Consider the following 14223-nt stretch of genomic DNA (forward strand, 5'->3'; position numbering starts at 1 on the left):
AAAAAGTCTGAGGTTGAACACAGGCAGGATTTCTTTGAAGGGACGCAACAGGGTGATGGCGACATTGCGCCATACGCCCGCCACCTGTTGCGGCCGGATGGGGATGCTGGTTTCTGCAGGCCGAAGGGCCTACATCAGCATGGTGTTGCGAATGAGGCCGACCGCCAGGCCTTCGATTTCGAAGGGTTCGCCGGGCTGGACAATGATGGTGGGGTAGTCGGGGTTCTCGGCGTGCAGTTCGATGACCTGCTTGTTGCGCTTGAGGCGCTTGACCGTGACTTCGTCGCCGAGGCGGGCCACCACGATTTGGCCGTTGCGTGCTTCCTTGGTGGCTTGCACGGCGAGCAGGTCGCCGTCCATGATGCCGGCGTCCCGCATGGACATGCCGCGCACCTTGAGCAGGTAGTCGGGCTGGCGCTGGAACAGCGTGTTCTCGACGTAGTAGGTCTGGTCGACGTGCTCTTGCGCAAGGATGGGCGAGCCCGCCGCGACGCGGCCGATGAGCGGCAGCGCAAGCTGCGCCATGCCGGGCAGCGAAAGGGAAAACTGGTTGTTGCGCGACTCGTTGAGCGAACGCAGCGCATCGCCCTTGAGGCGAATGCCGCGCGAAGTACCGCTGACGAGTTCGATCACGCCCTTCCGGGCCAACGCCTGCAGGTGCTCCTCGGCGGCATTGGCCGACTTGAAACCCAACTCATTGGCAATTTCGGCCCGCGTGGGCGGAGCGCCAGTACGTGCGATGGCGCTCTGGATCAAATCCAGGATTTGCTGCTGGCGGGCGGTAAGCTTCACGGCGAACTGCATATGTGGGTTCCTTGCGGCACTGGCTGAATATCCAGTACCTGTATTTTTAACCAGTTTTTAAAAGTTGGCAAGCATGGTCAATTCCCTTTCGCCAAGCCTGCGGCGCGTTGTGGTGCTGGGCACCGGCGGAACCATCGCGGGCCGCGCAGCCAGCGGCGGCGACAACATCGGCTACACCGCAGGGCAGGTGGCGGTGGCTGACCTGCTCGGCGATATCGATGCGCCCGAGGGCGTGGTGCTCGAAGCCGAACAGGTGGCGCAGCTCGACAGCAAGGACATGGGCTTCGATGTCTGGCTGCAACTGGCTCGGCGCTGCGCACTCTTTCTATCTGACCCCGACGTGGCGGGCGTGGTGATCACGCACGGTACCGACACCATCGAAGAGACAGCTTTTTTTCTCCAGGCAGTGCTCGCAACCGGCAAGCCCGTGGTGCTGACCTGTGCCATGCGTCCGGCAAGCTCGCTTTCGCCAGACGGTCCGCAGAACGTGCGCGATGCCATCGCCGTTGCGGCTACGCCGGGAGCGCAGGGCGTGACGGTGGTCTGCGCGGGCTCGATCCACGGCGCACTGGATGTGCAGAAAGTGCACACCTATCGCCCGGATGCCTTTTCATCGGGCGATGCGGGCCCGGTGGGCTACGTGGAAGAGGGGGACGTGCGGCTTCTTCGCACCTGGCCAAGTTCGCCGGCGAGCGGGCCCTCGAAAATTCTTGCGATGAAGGCGGGCGAGGCCTTGCGCTGGCCGAGGGTCGAGATCGTCACCAGCCATGCCGGTGCGAGCGGCGCCATTGTCGATTTGCTGTTGCAGGAGCGGGCCGCGGGCGTGGCCGAGCCGGTTCGCGGGTTGGTGCTGGCCGCGACGGGCAACGGCACGGTGCATTACGCGCTGGAGGCTGCCGCGCTGCGTGCGCAGGACGCGGGAGTGGCCGTACTGCGCGCCACTCGCTGCGCGAATGGGCGCATCCTGCCGAAGGCTGATGATCGTTTGCGCGACGCCGGTGCCCTGACGCCCGTCAAGGCACGCATCGCGTTGATGCTGGAACTGCTCTAGACGCCAGGCGTCGCCTGACGGCGACGCGCGTTAGCTGCTCAACGCAGCCAGTGCGCGCTGCGTGATCTCGTCGACGGTGCCGACGCCCTTGATGGCGCGGTACTTGGGGGCGGTGCCCGCATCGGCCTTGGCCCAGGCCGAGTAGTACTCGACCAGCGGACGCGTCTGCTGGCTGTAGACCTCGAGCCGCTTGCGCACGGTTTCTTCCTCGTCGTCCTTGCGCTGGATCAGGTCTTCGCCGGTGACGTCGTCCTTGCCCTCGACCTTCGGCGGGTTGAACTTCACGTGATAGGTGCGGCCCGATGCCGGGTGCGAGCGCCGGCCGCTCATGCGTTCGATGATGTCGCTGAACGGCACGTCGATTTCAAGCACGTAGTCGAGCTTGACGCCGGCCGCCTTCATGGCGTCGGCCTGCGGAATGGTGCGCGGGAATCCGTCGAACAGGAAACCATCGGCGCAATCGGGTTGCGCGATGCGTTCCTTCACAAGGTTGATGATCAGGTCATCGCTCACGAGGCCGCCCGACTCCATCACGGCCTTCGCCTGTTGTCCGAGCGGCGTACCGGCCTTGACGGCTGCGCGAAGCATGTCGCCGGTCGAAATCTGGGGAATGCCGTACTTCTGGCAGATGAAAGCCGCTTGCGTGCCTTTGCCCGCCCCGGGCGCGCCCAGCAAAATTAGTCTCATGGTGTCCTCGGACGGTTCTTGGATCTTGTGTCGCGCCCAGCACCGGCCCTAGAGCCGTACAAGGCGGAGTTGCGTCGAGGATAGCATGCGTAAGCGTGAAGAATTTCCGTCAATTGCCACGGATATTGACGCAACTCAAGGGGTCAACTGGGCTGCAAAGACCGCGCGCACGCGGGCGAGGTCTTCTGGCGTGTCGATGCCCGGGCCGGGAGCAACCTGGCTGACATGCACGGCAATGCGATGGCCGTGCCACAGCGCGCGCAATTGCTCGAGCGCTTCGGTGGCCTCGATGGGGGCGGACGACAGCGAAGGAAACTTGCGCACGAAACCGGCGCGGTATCCGTAGATGCCGATATGGCGCAGCGGCCGAGGTGAAGGCAGCACGGCCGGTGGCGCGCCGCCGGAGGAGCCGTCGCGCCACCAGGGGATGGGCGCGCGGCTGAAGTAGAGCGCGTTGCCCGTGGCGTCAAGCACGGCTTTCACCACGTTCGGGTTCAGAAAGTCGTCCAGCGAATCGATTTCGTGCGCCGCCGTGCTCATGGCGGCTTCCGGGTGAGCCGCGAGCGTGGCGGCCACCGCGTCGATCAAGGCGGGATCGATCAGCGGCTCGTCGCCTTGCACGTTGACGATGATGTCGTCGCCGTCCAGGCCCAGTTGTTCGCAGGCTTCGGCCAGTCGGTCGGTGCCGCTGGCATGGTCCTGTCGGGTCAGGATGGCGTCCACGCCATGCGCCATGCAGGCCGCGACGATGGAAGGATCGTCCCCGGCAACCACAACGCGGGTGGCGCCCGACTGGCTCGCGCGCTGGGCGACGCGCACCACCATGGGCAGGCCGGCAATGTCCGCCAGCGGCTTGTTGGGAAGCCGCGTCGAAGCCAGGCGGGCCGGCACCAGGACTGTGAAGCTCACAGCCCCAGCTCTTCGTCGGACAACGTGCGAGCCTCGTTCTCGAGCAGCACGGGAATGCCGTCGCGCACCGGGTAGGCCAGGCGCGCGCTGCGCGAGCAGAGCTCCTGCTTCTCGGGGTTCCAGGTCAGTGGGCCCTTGGTGACGGGGCAGACGAGCAGTTCAAGCAGCTTGGGATCCATCGAGCGATGATAACTTTGCATCGAGCGCCGCGAAGAACCGCGGCTCGGGTACGAAGTGCAATGGCACGGCCAGCGCATCCGGAGCTTGCCGCCAAAGTTTGACGGCATCTTTCTCGGTGCAGACCAGAGGGTATTCAAGGCCGGAAGGGCGTTGCCAGCCGCCGAAGTCGAAATGGTCGGGCAGCGCGATCGTCTTGGCCAGCGTGAGGCCGCGCGCGCGCAGCATCTCGAAGAAGGCCTCGGGCCGTGCGATGGCCGCAAGCGCGATCGCTGGTTTGCTGGCCAGGGCATCGAGCGGGGTACGTTTCCCATCGCTCGCAACCGCGTCTTCCGCCAGGGCGCGAGTGGCGGTATAGCCTTCCTCGAATGCCGGGTGCTCGCCGCTATGGAGCACCAGGTCGCACGGGCGCGGCCAGTGCTCGCGCAAGGGGCCTGCGGGGAGCCGCCAGCCGTTGCCCACGCCCCGGTCGTCGAACACGCAAATCTCGATGTCGCGTGCGAGTGCCAGGTGCTGAAGGCCATCGTCGCTCACGATGACCTGCGTGGCCGGGTGGCGGGCGAGCAGCGCACGCGCGGCCTCGACGCGGCGCCGCGCCACGAACACGGGTGCGCCAGTGGCACGGCGGATCAACGCGGGCTCGTCGCCGACATCCTGCGGGTCGCTTTCTTCGAGTGCTTCACGGCAGTCGTCGGTACGTCGGCCGTAGCCGCGCGACACCACGCCGACGCGCAGGCCGCGGGCCTGCAGATGCCGAACCACGGCCATCACCACCGGCGTCTTGCCGGCGCCGCCCGCAATAACGTTGCCGACCACGATGACCGGGACCGGCACGCGATACGTCTTCAGCCGACCTTGGCGATAAAGCCATCTCCGCACCGCGAACAGCGCCGTGTACAGCAGCGACAGCGGCCACAAGAGACAAGCCAGCGCGCCTCGCCGCAGCCAGGCACGCTGAAGCCGCGAGGCCGTTGCGCTGGTCGCGCTGTTGTTGCCTGGAGTGCTGCTGCGGCCTTGCAACGGCACTCAGTGCCCAGCCTGTGCCGTCGACTGGGCTGCGAACGTGATCTGCACCAGGCCAATGCGGCGCGCGGCTTCCATCACCGTGATCACGGATTGGTGCGGGCTGCTGGCGTCGGCGCTGATGATCACCACGCTGTCCTTGCCACCGGTGGCTGCCGCTCCCAGCGCGGCGGCCACCGTGGCCACGTTGCGGTCGGCCAGCGGCGTCTTGTTGATCGAGTAGCGGCCGTCGGCGGACACCGCCACGATCACTTCCTTGGGATAGTCGCGCTGCGAATCGACGTCCGCCGTAGGGAGGCGCAGCTGCATTTCGGTGAACTTGCTGTAAGTGGTCGACAGCATCAGGAAAATGAGGACCACCAGCAGCACGTCGATGAACGGGATGAGGTTGATCTCCGGTTCGTCGCGCGCGCCGTGGCGAAACTGCATGCGGCTGCGGATCATGGCGAACCCTCGGCCGAAAGCGGGGCCTTTGCAGTGACAAACGTGAAAGCCATCATTTCCGCATTGCGTTCAGGTGGCGCGCGAAGCGCTCGCCCGAGAGCTCGAGGTTCAGCAGGTATTCATCGACCCTGCTGCGGAAATAACGCCAGAAGATCAAGGTCGGAATGGCCACGATCAGGCCGAAGGCGGTGTTGTACAGCGCAATGGATATACCGTGCGCCAGCTGCGCCGGGTTGCCTGAACCTACCGCGCCGCTTCCGGGCGATTGCGAGCCGAAGATCTCGATCATGCCGATCACAGTGCCAAGCAGGCCGAGCAGCGGCGCAGCCGAAGCAATGGTTGCCAGCGCCGGCAAGTAGCGCTCCAGCTTGTGCGCCACCGATCGGCCAGAGGCTTCCATGGCTGCGCGAAGGTCGTCCTCGGTGCAGCGCGGATTCGCATTCAGAGCACGGAGGCCGGCGGCCAGCACCTGCCCGAGCATCGAATTGCGCTCGAGCTTGGTCACCACGTCGGGACCCGGCACCGATCCGTGCGACACGGTGATGGCTTCGTCGAGCAGCTTGGGCGGCAGGACCTTCACGGTTTTAAGACTTGTGAAACGTTCTATAACCAGCGCGAGCGCGATGATCGAACAAGCGAGCAATGGCCAGATCGGCCAGCCCGCGGCAACTATGATGGAAAACAAGGAATCCTCCGGCCCCGTAGACTGCAAATGCGCGGCGATTATCCCCCGAGCCCACCATCTCCAAGCGGCTTGTTTACTTGTAAGCGAAGACGCACAGATTCTGTGGATAACTTTGTGATTAACACGCTGGGCAACGTGCTCCGACCCGCATGGCGTGGGCTTTCCATTAGATCGACTGAATTTTGAGCAGCAGTTTTTTGAATGAAATCAATGACTTGCACGACAAACCGTGCACTTGTCCCGCATCGGGGGCAGGGCACAAGGGCTTGCCGCCGCACTGTGGAAGAGTGGTCACCCGCTATCCGGCCGAATTGTGACTTTGCGTGATTCCTATACAACGCCGGGTCCGCGCATCTGGCCCGTCGGCGCCTTGTGCCGCGCGGTTGCCGATGCGCTCGACGCGCGCTTCAACCCGGTTACGGTGCGCGGAGAAATCTCCGGTTTTTCACGCGCGTCGAGCGGGCATTGTTACTTCGCGCTCAAGGATGATTCGGGCCAGCTTCGCTGTGCGATGTTCCGCCGAGCGGCCGGCCTGCTCGATTTTTCCCCGCGCGACGGCGACCAGGTCGAGGTGCGCGGCCGCCTGGCGGTGTACGAACCGCGCGGCGATCTGCAGCTGGTGGTCGAAAGCCTGCAACGTGCCGGACAAGGTGCGCTGTTCGAGCAATTCCTGCAACGCAAGGCGCGGCTAGAGGCTGAAGGGCTCTTCGAGCCTGAGCGCAAGCGGGCACTGCCGGTCATGCCGCGCGCGGTGGGCCTCGTCACGTCGCTGGGCGCCGCCGCGCTGCACGACGTGGTGACCGCGCTGCGGCGGCGCGTGCCGCACATCCCGGTGATCCTGGCGCCTGCGGTAGTGCAGGGCGCCGGCGCCCCGGCGGAACTCGTACGCGCGCTGCAATTGCTTTACAACCTGGAGCCCGCCGTCGACGTGATTCTGCTGGTGCGCGGCGGCGGCTCCATCGAGGACCTCTGGGCCTTCAACGACGAAACCCTTGCCCGCACCATCGTTCAAAGTCCGGTTCCGCTGATCTGCGGGGTGGGTCATGAAACCGACTTCACCATCGCCGACTTTTGCGCCGACCTGCGCGCGCCCACGCCCACGGCGGCAGCGGAACTCGTCAGCGCACCGCAGGCGATGTGGCTCGGCGCGATCGATCTTCTGGGCGAACGGCTCGAAGACGCGATGAGCACCCGGATCGACATGCTGGGCCAACGCCTCGACCAGGCAGCGGCACGTTTGGGCCGGCCGTCGGCGCTGGTGGCGAGGCAGCAGCTTCGGCTTGCACACCAGTCGCAGCGTTTGCGCTATGCGGTGCTCTCGAGAACAGAGCGCCTGGCGCATGTGCCGCGCTCCATCTCGGCTGATTTCCCTCGCAAGCTCGAGCGTGCAGTGGCAGAACGCCGCGAGCGGCTCGAGCGCGTGGCGCTGCGGCTCAAGCTGCTCGATCCCGCGCTGGTGCTTCAGCGCGGCTATGCCTGGCTCACCGGTGCGGACGGCCGTGCAATCGTCAGCGCAAAGAAATTGAATCCGGGCGATGCCGTGGTTGCACGGCTCGCCGACGGCTCGGTCGACCTGACCGTGAATGCCCGGCAAAACGGGAACACGTCCGACGCCTGACCTGTGATTCCTTTCTAGAATCCTTTATTCCCCGCAACCAACCCACGAGAAAAAACCATGGAACATGTGCTCCCACCCCTGCCGTACGCCCTTGACGCGCTGGCACCCGAGTACTCGAAGGAAACCCTCGAGTACCACTACGGCAAGCACCACAATGCCTACGTGGTGAACCTCAACAACCTGCAAAAGGGCACCGAGTTCGAGNCCCGAGTACTCGAAGGAAACCCTCGAGTACCACTACGGCAAGCACCACAATGCCTACGTGGTGAACCTCAACAACCTGCAAAAGGGCACCGAGTTCGAGTCGATGCCCCTGGAGGACATCGTCAAGAAGTCCAGCGGCGGCATCTACAACAACGCCGCCCAGATCTGGAACCACACCTTCTTCTGGAACTGCATGAAGCCTCAGGGCGGCGGCGCCCCCAGCGGTGCGCTGGCCAAGGCCATCGAGGCCAAGTGGGGCAGCTACGACGCCTTCAAGGAAGCCTTCGTGAAGTCGGCCGTGGGCAACTTCGGCTCGGGCTGGACCTGGCTGGTGAAAAAGGCCGACGGTTCGGTGGACATCGTGAACATGGGCGCCGCGGGCACGCCGCTGACCACCGGCGACACCCCGGTGCTGACGGTGGACGTCTGGGAGCACGCCTACTACATCGACTACCGCAANCGTGAACATGGGCGCCGCGGGCACGCCGCTGACCACCGGCGACACCCCGGTGCTGACGGTGGACGTCTGGGAGCACGCCTACTACATCGACTACCGCAAYCTGCGCCCCAAGTTCGTCGAGACCTTCCTGGCCAAGCTGGTCAACTGGGACTTCGCGGCCAAGAACTTCGGTTGATCCGGATTTTTGGTTGAAAAAAAGCCGACCCTCGGGTCGGCTTTTTCATTGGGCCCGGGACGGCAGGCGAAGCTCAGCGCTTGGTGGCGGCAAACAGCTCGCCGCCCAGCTTGGCGCCTTTCTTGATGTTCTTCTTGGCGAACCAACCCTGGTTCATTTCGAGCACGAAGCGAACCGGTTCTTCGGAGCAATGCGAGTTCTCGGTCATGGGCTGCATGTCGACCAGGTTGACGATGCGGCCGTCGTCCGCCACGAAGGCGGCCGTCAGTGGCAGCAGCGTGTTGCGCATCCAGAAGCACTGGGTGGCCGGCTGATCGAAGACGAAGATCATGCCCTCGGCCTGCGGCATTTCCTTGCGGAACATGAGGCCGATCTCGCGTTGCTGGGGCGTCTGCGCGACTTGCGCATCGATCTTGTACAAGCCGACCGATAACTTGGTGCGCTGCAGGTCGGTCTGGGGTTGCTGCTGGGCGTGCGCCGGGCCCATGAGGGAGGCGGCAAGCACGAGCAGGGCGGCAAAACGATGAAACATCGAGCGGCTTCTTTCAGGGCAGGGTTCAAGGGCGGAAGGCCAATAAAAAATGCCCGCTGATGCGGGCATTGCCGGTGACCGTGGCAGCTTACACCTTCTTGGCGGCGTGCGCCTTGGTCACGTGGTGGCGAGCCTTGTGCTTCTTGACCGTGTGCTTCAACGGCTGCGCTGCCTTGTGGACCACGGCGGGCGCGGCGGGTGCCGGAGCGGGCGGGGTTTGCGCGAATGCACCGGCTGCGAAGAGACCGGCGACGAGGGCTGCGAGCAGCTTGTTCATGAAGACATCCTTTGAGATTGTTGATATGGATCACCTCCCGGTGGAAGGTCAACACTCAACGCGTCAGCCGCTTGCCCTGGTTGACAGCCCTTGTGCCATCGCAAGCGAAAAAAAAGCGCTCCGAAGAGCGCTTTCCTGTACGGCCAAGGCCGACTTACTGGGGCGTGCCGCCTTGGGTCGACTTGCGCTTCACGCTGCCGTCCTTGTTGCGACGACGCTGGTCGCGCGTTTCGGCGCGCTTTTCGCCAGATGCTGCAGCCTTGTCGGTGCCGATTGCACCGCCTTCGGGGGTCTTGGCGATGTCGCCAGCGGGAGCAGCCACTTGACCAGCGGGCTTGGCTTCCTTCTTGGCTTCAGCGCGGGCTTGCGGCTTGCTGCCGGTGGCGTTCCCTTGCTCGGGCGTGGTGCCGGTGGGGTTCTGGGCGTAGGCGCCAGCGGCGAACAGGCCAGCGATCATGACTGCGAGAATTTTGCTCATTGGATTGATTCCTCTATCGAGAATTGGTTGGAAACGCCTCCCGGCGAGCAGAAGGTCAGCCACTAACGAGGTCCTTGCCTCGCAGGTTGACAAACGCCAGCTGATGGGTTGCGTCTAAAATGTACAGCGATTTGTTCGCGGGCTGTACAGCGATTCCCCATCGCTGTCTGAATTCGCAGACAGTCGTCCGAATTACGTCACTCCCGGAGTCATTCCCTCTCATGTCCAGCTACCAGCACATCAAAGTCCCGGCCGAAGGCCAGAAGATCACGGTCAACGCCGACAATTCGCTCAATGTGCCTGATCAGCCGATCATTCCCTTCATCGAAGGCGACGGCACGGGTCTGGACATCACCCCGGTGATGCTGAAGGTGGTGGACGCGGCGGTGGCCAAGGCCTACGGCGGCAAGAAGAAGATCCACTGGATGGAAGTCTATGCCGGCGAAAAGTCGACCAAGGTCTACGGCCCCGACGTCTGGCTGCCGGAAGAAACGCTGCACGCTGTGCGCGACTACGTGGTTTCCATCAAGGGCCCGCTGACCACGCCCGTGGGCGGCGGCATCCGCTCGCTGAACGTTGCGCTGCGCCAGGAACTCGATCTGTACGTCTGCCTGCGCCCCATCCAGTACTTCGAAGGCGTGCCCAGCCCGGTTCGCGAGCCGCACAAGACCAATATGGTCATCTTCCGCGAGAACTCGGAAGACATCTACGCCGGCATCGAATTCGAAGCCGAAAGCGACAAGGCCAAGAAGCTCATCAAGTTCCTGCAGGACGAACTGGGCGTCAAGAAGATCCGCTTCCCCAACACCTCCGGCATCGGCGTCAAGCCCGTCTCGAAGGAAGGCACCGAGCGCCTCGTTCGCAAGGCGCTGCAATATGCGGTGGACAACGACAAGCCCAGCGTCACCATCGTGCACAAGGGCAACATCATGAAGTTCACCGAAGGTGGCTTCCGTGACTGGGCCTACTCCCTGGCTGCCAAGGAATTCGGCGCCGAGCTGATCGACGGCGGCCCCTGGATGAAGTTCAAGAATCCCAAGACGGGCAAGGAAATCACCGTCAAGGACAGCATCGCCGACGCCTTCCTGCAACAGATTCTTCTGCGTCCCGCCGAATACAGCGTCATTGCCACGCTCAACCTCAACGGCGACTACGTGTCCGACGCGCTGGCGGCCCAGGTCGGCGGCATCGGCATTGCCCCTGGCGCGAACCTGAGCGACACCGTCGCCATGTTCGAAGCCACCCACGGCACGGCTCCCAAGTACGCTGGCAAGGACTACGTGAACCCCGGTTCCGAAATCCTCTCGGCCGAAATGATGCTGCGCCACATGGGCTGGACCGAAGCAGCCGACCTGATCATCAGCTCGATGAAGAAGTCGATTGCCAGCAAGAAGGTCACCTATGACTTCGCCCGCCTGATGGACGGCGCCACGCAAGTGAGCTGCTCGGGCTTCGGCCAGGTCATGATCGACCACATGTAATTGCGCGAGCAATAGCGTTTTGGCGCCCAGGCGCCAAGAAGCCATGGGCCCTCGAGACCGTGCCGGTCTCGAGGGCTTTTTCTTGCTGGCCTCGGCGCGGGGCAGTGTGACCAGTCGCGCAGCCGGGACAGACTGGTACACCTTGCTCCGGAGTCGGCATGCCACGGGATCGAAACCGTTTTAGCGGCGAGGAATCGGGCGCCGAGAATCCGGTACGCCGACTTTCCGGCCCGGCAAAGCGCAAATTTGAAAAGCGGCCGCCGGGCGGCTAAATTTTTTTAAGCCGACCGTGCTGTCGCACACGGCGCAAGCCCCTTGATTTGTCGAATACGCGCCACCAAGTCTTCTTGCGCCGGCACGTTGCTTGCACGCTCTATAGAATCTTTTTTATGGCAACGAGAATTCCCAAGACTCCCAGCACTCCGCCGGCCCAGAAACCGGCCGGGGATGACGGAGATTCGGTCGTTCTGGAGCGGCGGCCGCAAAAAACCGCGCCTCCCCAGATGTACCAGGTGGTGATGCTGAACGACGACTACACGCCCATGGAGTTCGTGATCGTCGTGCTGCAAGAATATTTCAACAAAGATCGTGAAACTGCGACCCAGATCATGTTAAAGATTCATCTGGATGGACGCGGGGTTTGCGGGGTCTATTCCCGCGACCTCGCGGCCACCAAAGTCAATCAGGTGATGGAGGCGGCGCATCAGGCCGGGCATCCGTTGCAGTGCGTGAGCGAGCCTGTTGCGTGAACCAGTTGAATTGCGCAAGCTCCAACCCATCTGAGAAGTTATTTACAGCAAGGCAAAAGGAAATCACATGATTGCCCAGGAACTGGAAGTCAGCTTGCACATGGCCTTCGTCGAGGCCAGGCAGCAGCGCCACGAGTTCATCACCGTGGAGCATCTGTTGCTCGCTTTGCTGGACAACCCGAGCGCCGCGGAAGTTCTGCGCGCCTGCTCGGCCAACGTCGACGACCTGCGGGCGTCGCTTACCAACTTCATCAAGGACAACACGCCCCAGGTGGCGGGTACCGACGATGTAGACACCCAGCCGACGCTGGGTTTCCAGCGCGTGATCCAGCGCGCCATCATGCATGTGCAGTCCACCGGCAACGGCAAGAAGGAAGTCACCGGCGCCAACGTGCTGGTCGCGATCTTCGGCGAGAAGGACTCCCACGCGGTGTACTACCTCCACCAGCAAGGCGTGACCCGCCTGGACGTGGTGAACTTCATTGCCCACGGCATCAAGAAGAGCGACCCGCCTGAAGCCGTCAAGGGCAGCAGCGAATCATCTTCGGGCGAGGGCGAAGAGGGCGGCGGCGAAAAGAACGAGAAGGCTTCGCCGCTCGAGCAGTTCACGCAAAACCTCAACCAGCTCGCCAAGGACGGCAAGATCGATCCGCTGATCGGCCGCGAATACGAGGTCGAGCGCGTCATCCAGATCCTGTGCCGCCGGCGCAAGAACAACCCGCTGCTGGTGGGCGAGGCTGGCGTGGGCAAGACTGCCATCGCCGAAGGCTTGGCATGGCGCATCACGCAGTCCGACGTGCCGGAAATCCTGGCCGAGGCGCAGGTCTACTCGCTCGACATGGGCGCCCTCCTGGCTGGCACCAAGTACCGCGGCGATTTCGAGCAGCGCCTGAAGGGCGTGCTCAAGTCGCTCAAGGATAAGCCGAACGCCATCCTGTTCATCGACGAAATCCACACCCTCATCGGTGCGGGCGCGGCCTCGGGCGGCACGCTCGACGCGTCGAACCTGCTCAAGCCGGCGCTCTCGAGCGGCCAGCTCAAGTGCATCGGTGCCACCACCTTCACCGAGTACCGCGGCATCTTCGAGAAGGATGCGGCCCTGTCGCGTCGCTTCCAGAAGGTCGACGTGGTCGAGCCGACGGTGCAGGAAACCGTCGACATCCTGAAGGGCCTGAAGTCGCGCTTCGAAGAGCACCATGGCGTCAAATACGCGGTGGCGGCCCTGCAGGCCGCGGCCGAGCTGAGCGCCAAGTACATCAACGACCGCCATCTGCCCGACAAGGCGATCGACGTGATCGACGAGGCCGGTGCCGCTCAGCGCATCCTGCCCGCGAACAAGCGCAAGAAGACCATCAGCAAGACCGAGGTCGAGGACATCGTCGCGAAGATCGCGCGTATTCCCCCGGCCAACGTCAGCAACGACGACCGCGGCAAGCTGCAGACCATCGAGCGCGACCTGAAGAGCGTCGTGTTCGGCCAGGACAAGGCACTCGAAGTGCTGGCGTCCGCGGTCAAGATGGCGCGTTCAGGCCTCGGCCGCGAAGACAAGCCGATTGGCTCGTTCCTGTTCAGCGGTCCCACCGGCGTCGGCAAGACCGAAGCGGCCAAGCAGCTCGCCTACATCATGGGCATCGAGCTGATCCGCTTCGACATGTCGGAGTACATGGAGCGCCACGCGGTGAGCCGGTTGATCGGCGCGCCTCCGGGCTACGTCGGGTTCGACCAGGGCGGCCTCCTGACCGAAGCCATCACGAAGAAGCCGCACGCGGTGCTGCTGCTCGACGAAATCGAGAAGGCGCACCCGGACATCTTCAACGTGCTGCTGCAGGTCATGGACCACGGTACCCTGACGGACAACAACGGACGCAAGGCCGACTTCCGCAACGTGATCATCGTGATGACCACCAATGCGGGTGCCGAGACCATGAACAAGGCAACCATCGGCTTCACCAACCCGCGCCAGGCGGGCGATGAAATGGCCGATATCAAGCGCCTCTTCACGCCGGAGTTCCGCAACCGCCTGGACGCGACCGTGAGCTTCAAGGCGCTGGACGAGCAGATCATCCTGCGCGTGGTCGACAAGTTCCTGCTCCAGCTCGAAACGCAGCTGGCCGAGAAGAAGGTCGACGTCACGTTCAGCGACGGGCTGCGCAAGCACCTGGCGAAGAAGGGCTTCGACCCGCTGATGGGCGCCCGCCCGATGCAGCGCCTGATCCAGGACACGATCCGCCGTGCGCTGGCCGACGAGCTGCTGTTCGGACGCCTGATCGATGGCGGCCGCCTGTCGGTCGACATCGACGACAAGGGCGAAGTGCTGCTGGACATCCAGCCGCTGCCGAAGAAGGAAGGCAAGTCCAAGCCCGAAGCCGAAGAGGCTGCTGCAGGATAAAGCGCGGCCGGCCAAGCCGGTTCCGCGGTATTTCTGGCAGTACCAAAAAGGCCGGTAGCATTCGCTGCCGGCTTTTTTTT

Annotated in this window: 16 protein-coding genes and 2 pseudogenes; 8 read left to right on the forward strand and 10 right to left on the reverse strand. The window is 63.7% G+C overall.

What is annotated here, in order from left to right; all coding sequences use genetic code 11:
• Window positions 1–129: 129 nt before the first annotated feature.
• A complete protein-coding gene (gene lexA / locus ASC78_RS04155; RefSeq protein ID WP_055796803.1) occupies window positions 130–804 on the reverse strand; it encodes a transcriptional repressor LexA in 675 nt (224 codons plus the stop codon).
• Between the two features lie 73 nt (window positions 805–877).
• Here lexA and ASC78_RS04160 point away from each other — a divergent pair, with 73 nt between their 5' ends.
• Complete coding sequence (locus tag ASC78_RS04160) at window positions 878–1855, forward strand: asparaginase (protein WP_055796806.1); 978 nt, start codon at window positions 878–880, stop codon at window positions 1853–1855.
• A 30-nt stretch (window positions 1856–1885) separates the two neighbouring features.
• On the opposite strand, the gene adk is transcribed toward ASC78_RS04160, so the two are convergent.
• From adk to ASC78_RS04190, 6 genes are all read right to left on the reverse strand, one after another.
• On the reverse strand, window positions 1886–2542 hold the full coding sequence (adk, locus tag ASC78_RS04165) for an adenylate kinase (protein WP_055796810.1): 657 nt from the start codon (window positions 2540–2542) through the stop codon (window positions 1886–1888).
• A 135-nt stretch (window positions 2543–2677) separates the two neighbouring features.
• On the reverse strand, window positions 2678–3451 hold the full coding sequence (kdsB, locus tag ASC78_RS04170) for a 3-deoxy-manno-octulosonate cytidylyltransferase (RefSeq protein ID WP_055796813.1): 774 nt from the start codon (window positions 3449–3451) through the stop codon (window positions 2678–2680).
• Window positions 3448–3630 carry a Trm112 family protein gene (locus ASC78_RS04175; protein WP_028260080.1) on the reverse strand — a complete coding sequence of 61 codons (183 nt, stop codon included), beginning with the start codon at window positions 3628–3630 and terminating at the stop codon, window positions 3448–3450. Before ASC78_RS04175 ends, kdsB begins: the two co-directional genes overlap by 4 nt.
• A complete protein-coding gene (lpxK, locus tag ASC78_RS04180; protein ID WP_055796816.1) occupies window positions 3611–4654 on the reverse strand; it encodes a tetraacyldisaccharide 4'-kinase in 1044 nt (347 codons plus the stop codon). The genes ASC78_RS04175 and lpxK overlap by 20 nt, the downstream gene beginning before the upstream one ends.
• On the reverse strand, window positions 4655–5080 hold the full coding sequence (locus ASC78_RS04185) for an ExbD/TolR family protein (protein WP_055797299.1): 426 nt from the start codon (window positions 5078–5080) through the stop codon (window positions 4655–4657). It lies immediately after the preceding gene.
• 67 nt (window positions 5081–5147) lie between these two features.
• Window positions 5148–5780 carry a MotA/TolQ/ExbB proton channel family protein gene (locus tag ASC78_RS04190; RefSeq protein ID WP_055796819.1) on the reverse strand — a complete coding sequence of 211 codons (633 nt, stop codon included), beginning with the start codon at window positions 5778–5780 and terminating at the stop codon, window positions 5148–5150.
• Window positions 5781–6099: 319 nt separating this feature from the next.
• Here ASC78_RS04190 and xseA point away from each other — a divergent pair, with 319 nt between their 5' ends.
• The 4 genes and pseudogenes from xseA (at window position 6100) to ASC78_RS27880 (ending at window position 8237) form a co-directional block, all read left to right on the forward strand.
• Window positions 6100–7398: an exodeoxyribonuclease VII large subunit gene (gene xseA, locus ASC78_RS04195; protein WP_055796822.1), complete on the forward strand. Its 1299-nt coding sequence runs from the start codon at window positions 6100–6102 to the stop codon at window positions 7396–7398.
• A gap of 57 nt (window positions 7399–7455) precedes the next feature.
• Window positions 7456–7602: pseudogene (locus tag ASC78_RS27870) on the forward strand (superoxide dismutase [Fe]); the annotation flags it as partial.
• Window position 7603: 1 nt separating this feature from the next.
• Window positions 7604–8061, forward strand: a pseudogene (locus tag ASC78_RS27875) (superoxide dismutase); the annotation flags it as partial.
• A gap of 8 nt (window positions 8062–8069) precedes the next feature.
• A complete protein-coding gene (locus tag ASC78_RS27880) occupies window positions 8070–8237 on the forward strand; it encodes a Fe-Mn family superoxide dismutase (RefSeq protein WP_082517424.1) in 168 nt (55 codons plus the stop codon).
• A 73-nt stretch (window positions 8238–8310) separates the two neighbouring features.
• On the opposite strand, the gene ASC78_RS04205 is transcribed toward ASC78_RS27880, so the two are convergent.
• The 3 genes from ASC78_RS04205 to ASC78_RS04215 all read right to left on the reverse strand — a co-directional run bounded on the left by ASC78_RS04205 (window position 8311) and on the right by ASC78_RS04215 (window position 9524).
• On the reverse strand, window positions 8311–8769 hold the full coding sequence (locus ASC78_RS04205) for a DUF192 domain-containing protein (protein ID WP_055796823.1): 459 nt from the start codon (window positions 8767–8769) through the stop codon (window positions 8311–8313).
• Window positions 8770–8857: 88 nt separating this feature from the next.
• Complete coding sequence (locus ASC78_RS04210; protein WP_055796826.1) at window positions 8858–9046, reverse strand: hypothetical protein; 189 nt, start codon at window positions 9044–9046, stop codon at window positions 8858–8860.
• Between the two features lie 154 nt (window positions 9047–9200).
• A complete protein-coding gene (locus tag ASC78_RS04215) occupies window positions 9201–9524 on the reverse strand; it encodes a hypothetical protein (RefSeq protein WP_055796830.1) in 324 nt (107 codons plus the stop codon).
• 221 nt (window positions 9525–9745) lie between these two features.
• On the opposite strand from ASC78_RS04215, the gene icd reads away from it, so the two are divergent.
• The 3 genes from icd (at window position 9746) to clpA (ending at window position 14143) form a co-directional block, all read left to right on the forward strand.
• Window positions 9746–11005, forward strand: a complete 1260-nt coding sequence (gene icd / locus ASC78_RS04220; RefSeq protein WP_055796833.1) for an NADP-dependent isocitrate dehydrogenase — start codon at window positions 9746–9748, stop codon at window positions 11003–11005.
• A gap of 389 nt (window positions 11006–11394) precedes the next feature.
• Window positions 11395–11754, forward strand: coding sequence for an ATP-dependent Clp protease adapter ClpS (gene clpS, locus ASC78_RS04225; protein ID WP_021007487.1), 360 nt, complete (start codon window positions 11395–11397; stop codon window positions 11752–11754).
• Window positions 11755–11821: 67 nt separating this feature from the next.
• A complete protein-coding gene (gene clpA / locus ASC78_RS04230) occupies window positions 11822–14143 on the forward strand; it encodes an ATP-dependent Clp protease ATP-binding subunit ClpA (RefSeq protein WP_055796837.1) in 2322 nt (773 codons plus the stop codon).
• The last annotated feature ends 80 nt before the right edge of the window (window positions 14144–14223 follow it).

The organism is Variovorax sp. Root318D1 (assembly GCF_001424835.1).
Classification (GTDB): Bacteria; Pseudomonadota; Gammaproteobacteria; order Burkholderiales; family Burkholderiaceae_C; genus Variovorax.

Bases quoted from the DNA above. Each gene is read 5' to 3' on its own strand.
- lexA (WP_055796803.1), bottom strand. From the start codon at position 804: ATGCAGTTCGCCGTGAAGCTTACCGCCCGCCAGCAGCAAATCCTGGAT.
- ASC78_RS04160 (WP_055796806.1), top strand. From the start codon at position 878: ATGGTCAATTCCCTTTCGCCAAGCCTGCGGCGCGTTGTGGTGCTGGGC.
- adk (WP_055796810.1), bottom strand. From the start codon at position 2,542: ATGAGACTAATTTTGCTGGGCGCGCCCGGGGCGGGCAAAGGCACGCAA.
- ASC78_RS04175 (WP_028260080.1), bottom strand. From the start codon at position 3,630: ATGGATCCCAAGCTGCTTGAACTGCTCGTCTGCCCCGTCACCAAGGGC.
- ASC78_RS04185 (WP_055797299.1), bottom strand. From the start codon at position 5,080: ATGCAGTTTCGCCACGGCGCGCGCGACGAACCGGAGATCAACCTCATC.
- ASC78_RS04205 (WP_055796823.1), bottom strand. From the start codon at position 8,769: ATGTTTCATCGTTTTGCCGCCCTGCTCGTGCTTGCCGCCTCCCTCATG.
- ASC78_RS04210 (WP_055796826.1), bottom strand. From the start codon at position 9,046: ATGAACAAGCTGCTCGCAGCCCTCGTCGCCGGTCTCTTCGCAGCCGGT.
- ASC78_RS04215 (WP_055796830.1), bottom strand. From the start codon at position 9,524: ATGAGCAAAATTCTCGCAGTCATGATCGCTGGCCTGTTCGCCGCTGGC.
- icd (WP_055796833.1), top strand. From the start codon at position 9,746: ATGTCCAGCTACCAGCACATCAAAGTCCCGGCCGAAGGCCAGAAGATC.
- clpS (WP_021007487.1), top strand. From the start codon at position 11,395: ATGGCAACGAGAATTCCCAAGACTCCCAGCACTCCGCCGGCCCAGAAA.
- clpA (WP_055796837.1), top strand. From the start codon at position 11,822: ATGATTGCCCAGGAACTGGAAGTCAGCTTGCACATGGCCTTCGTCGAG.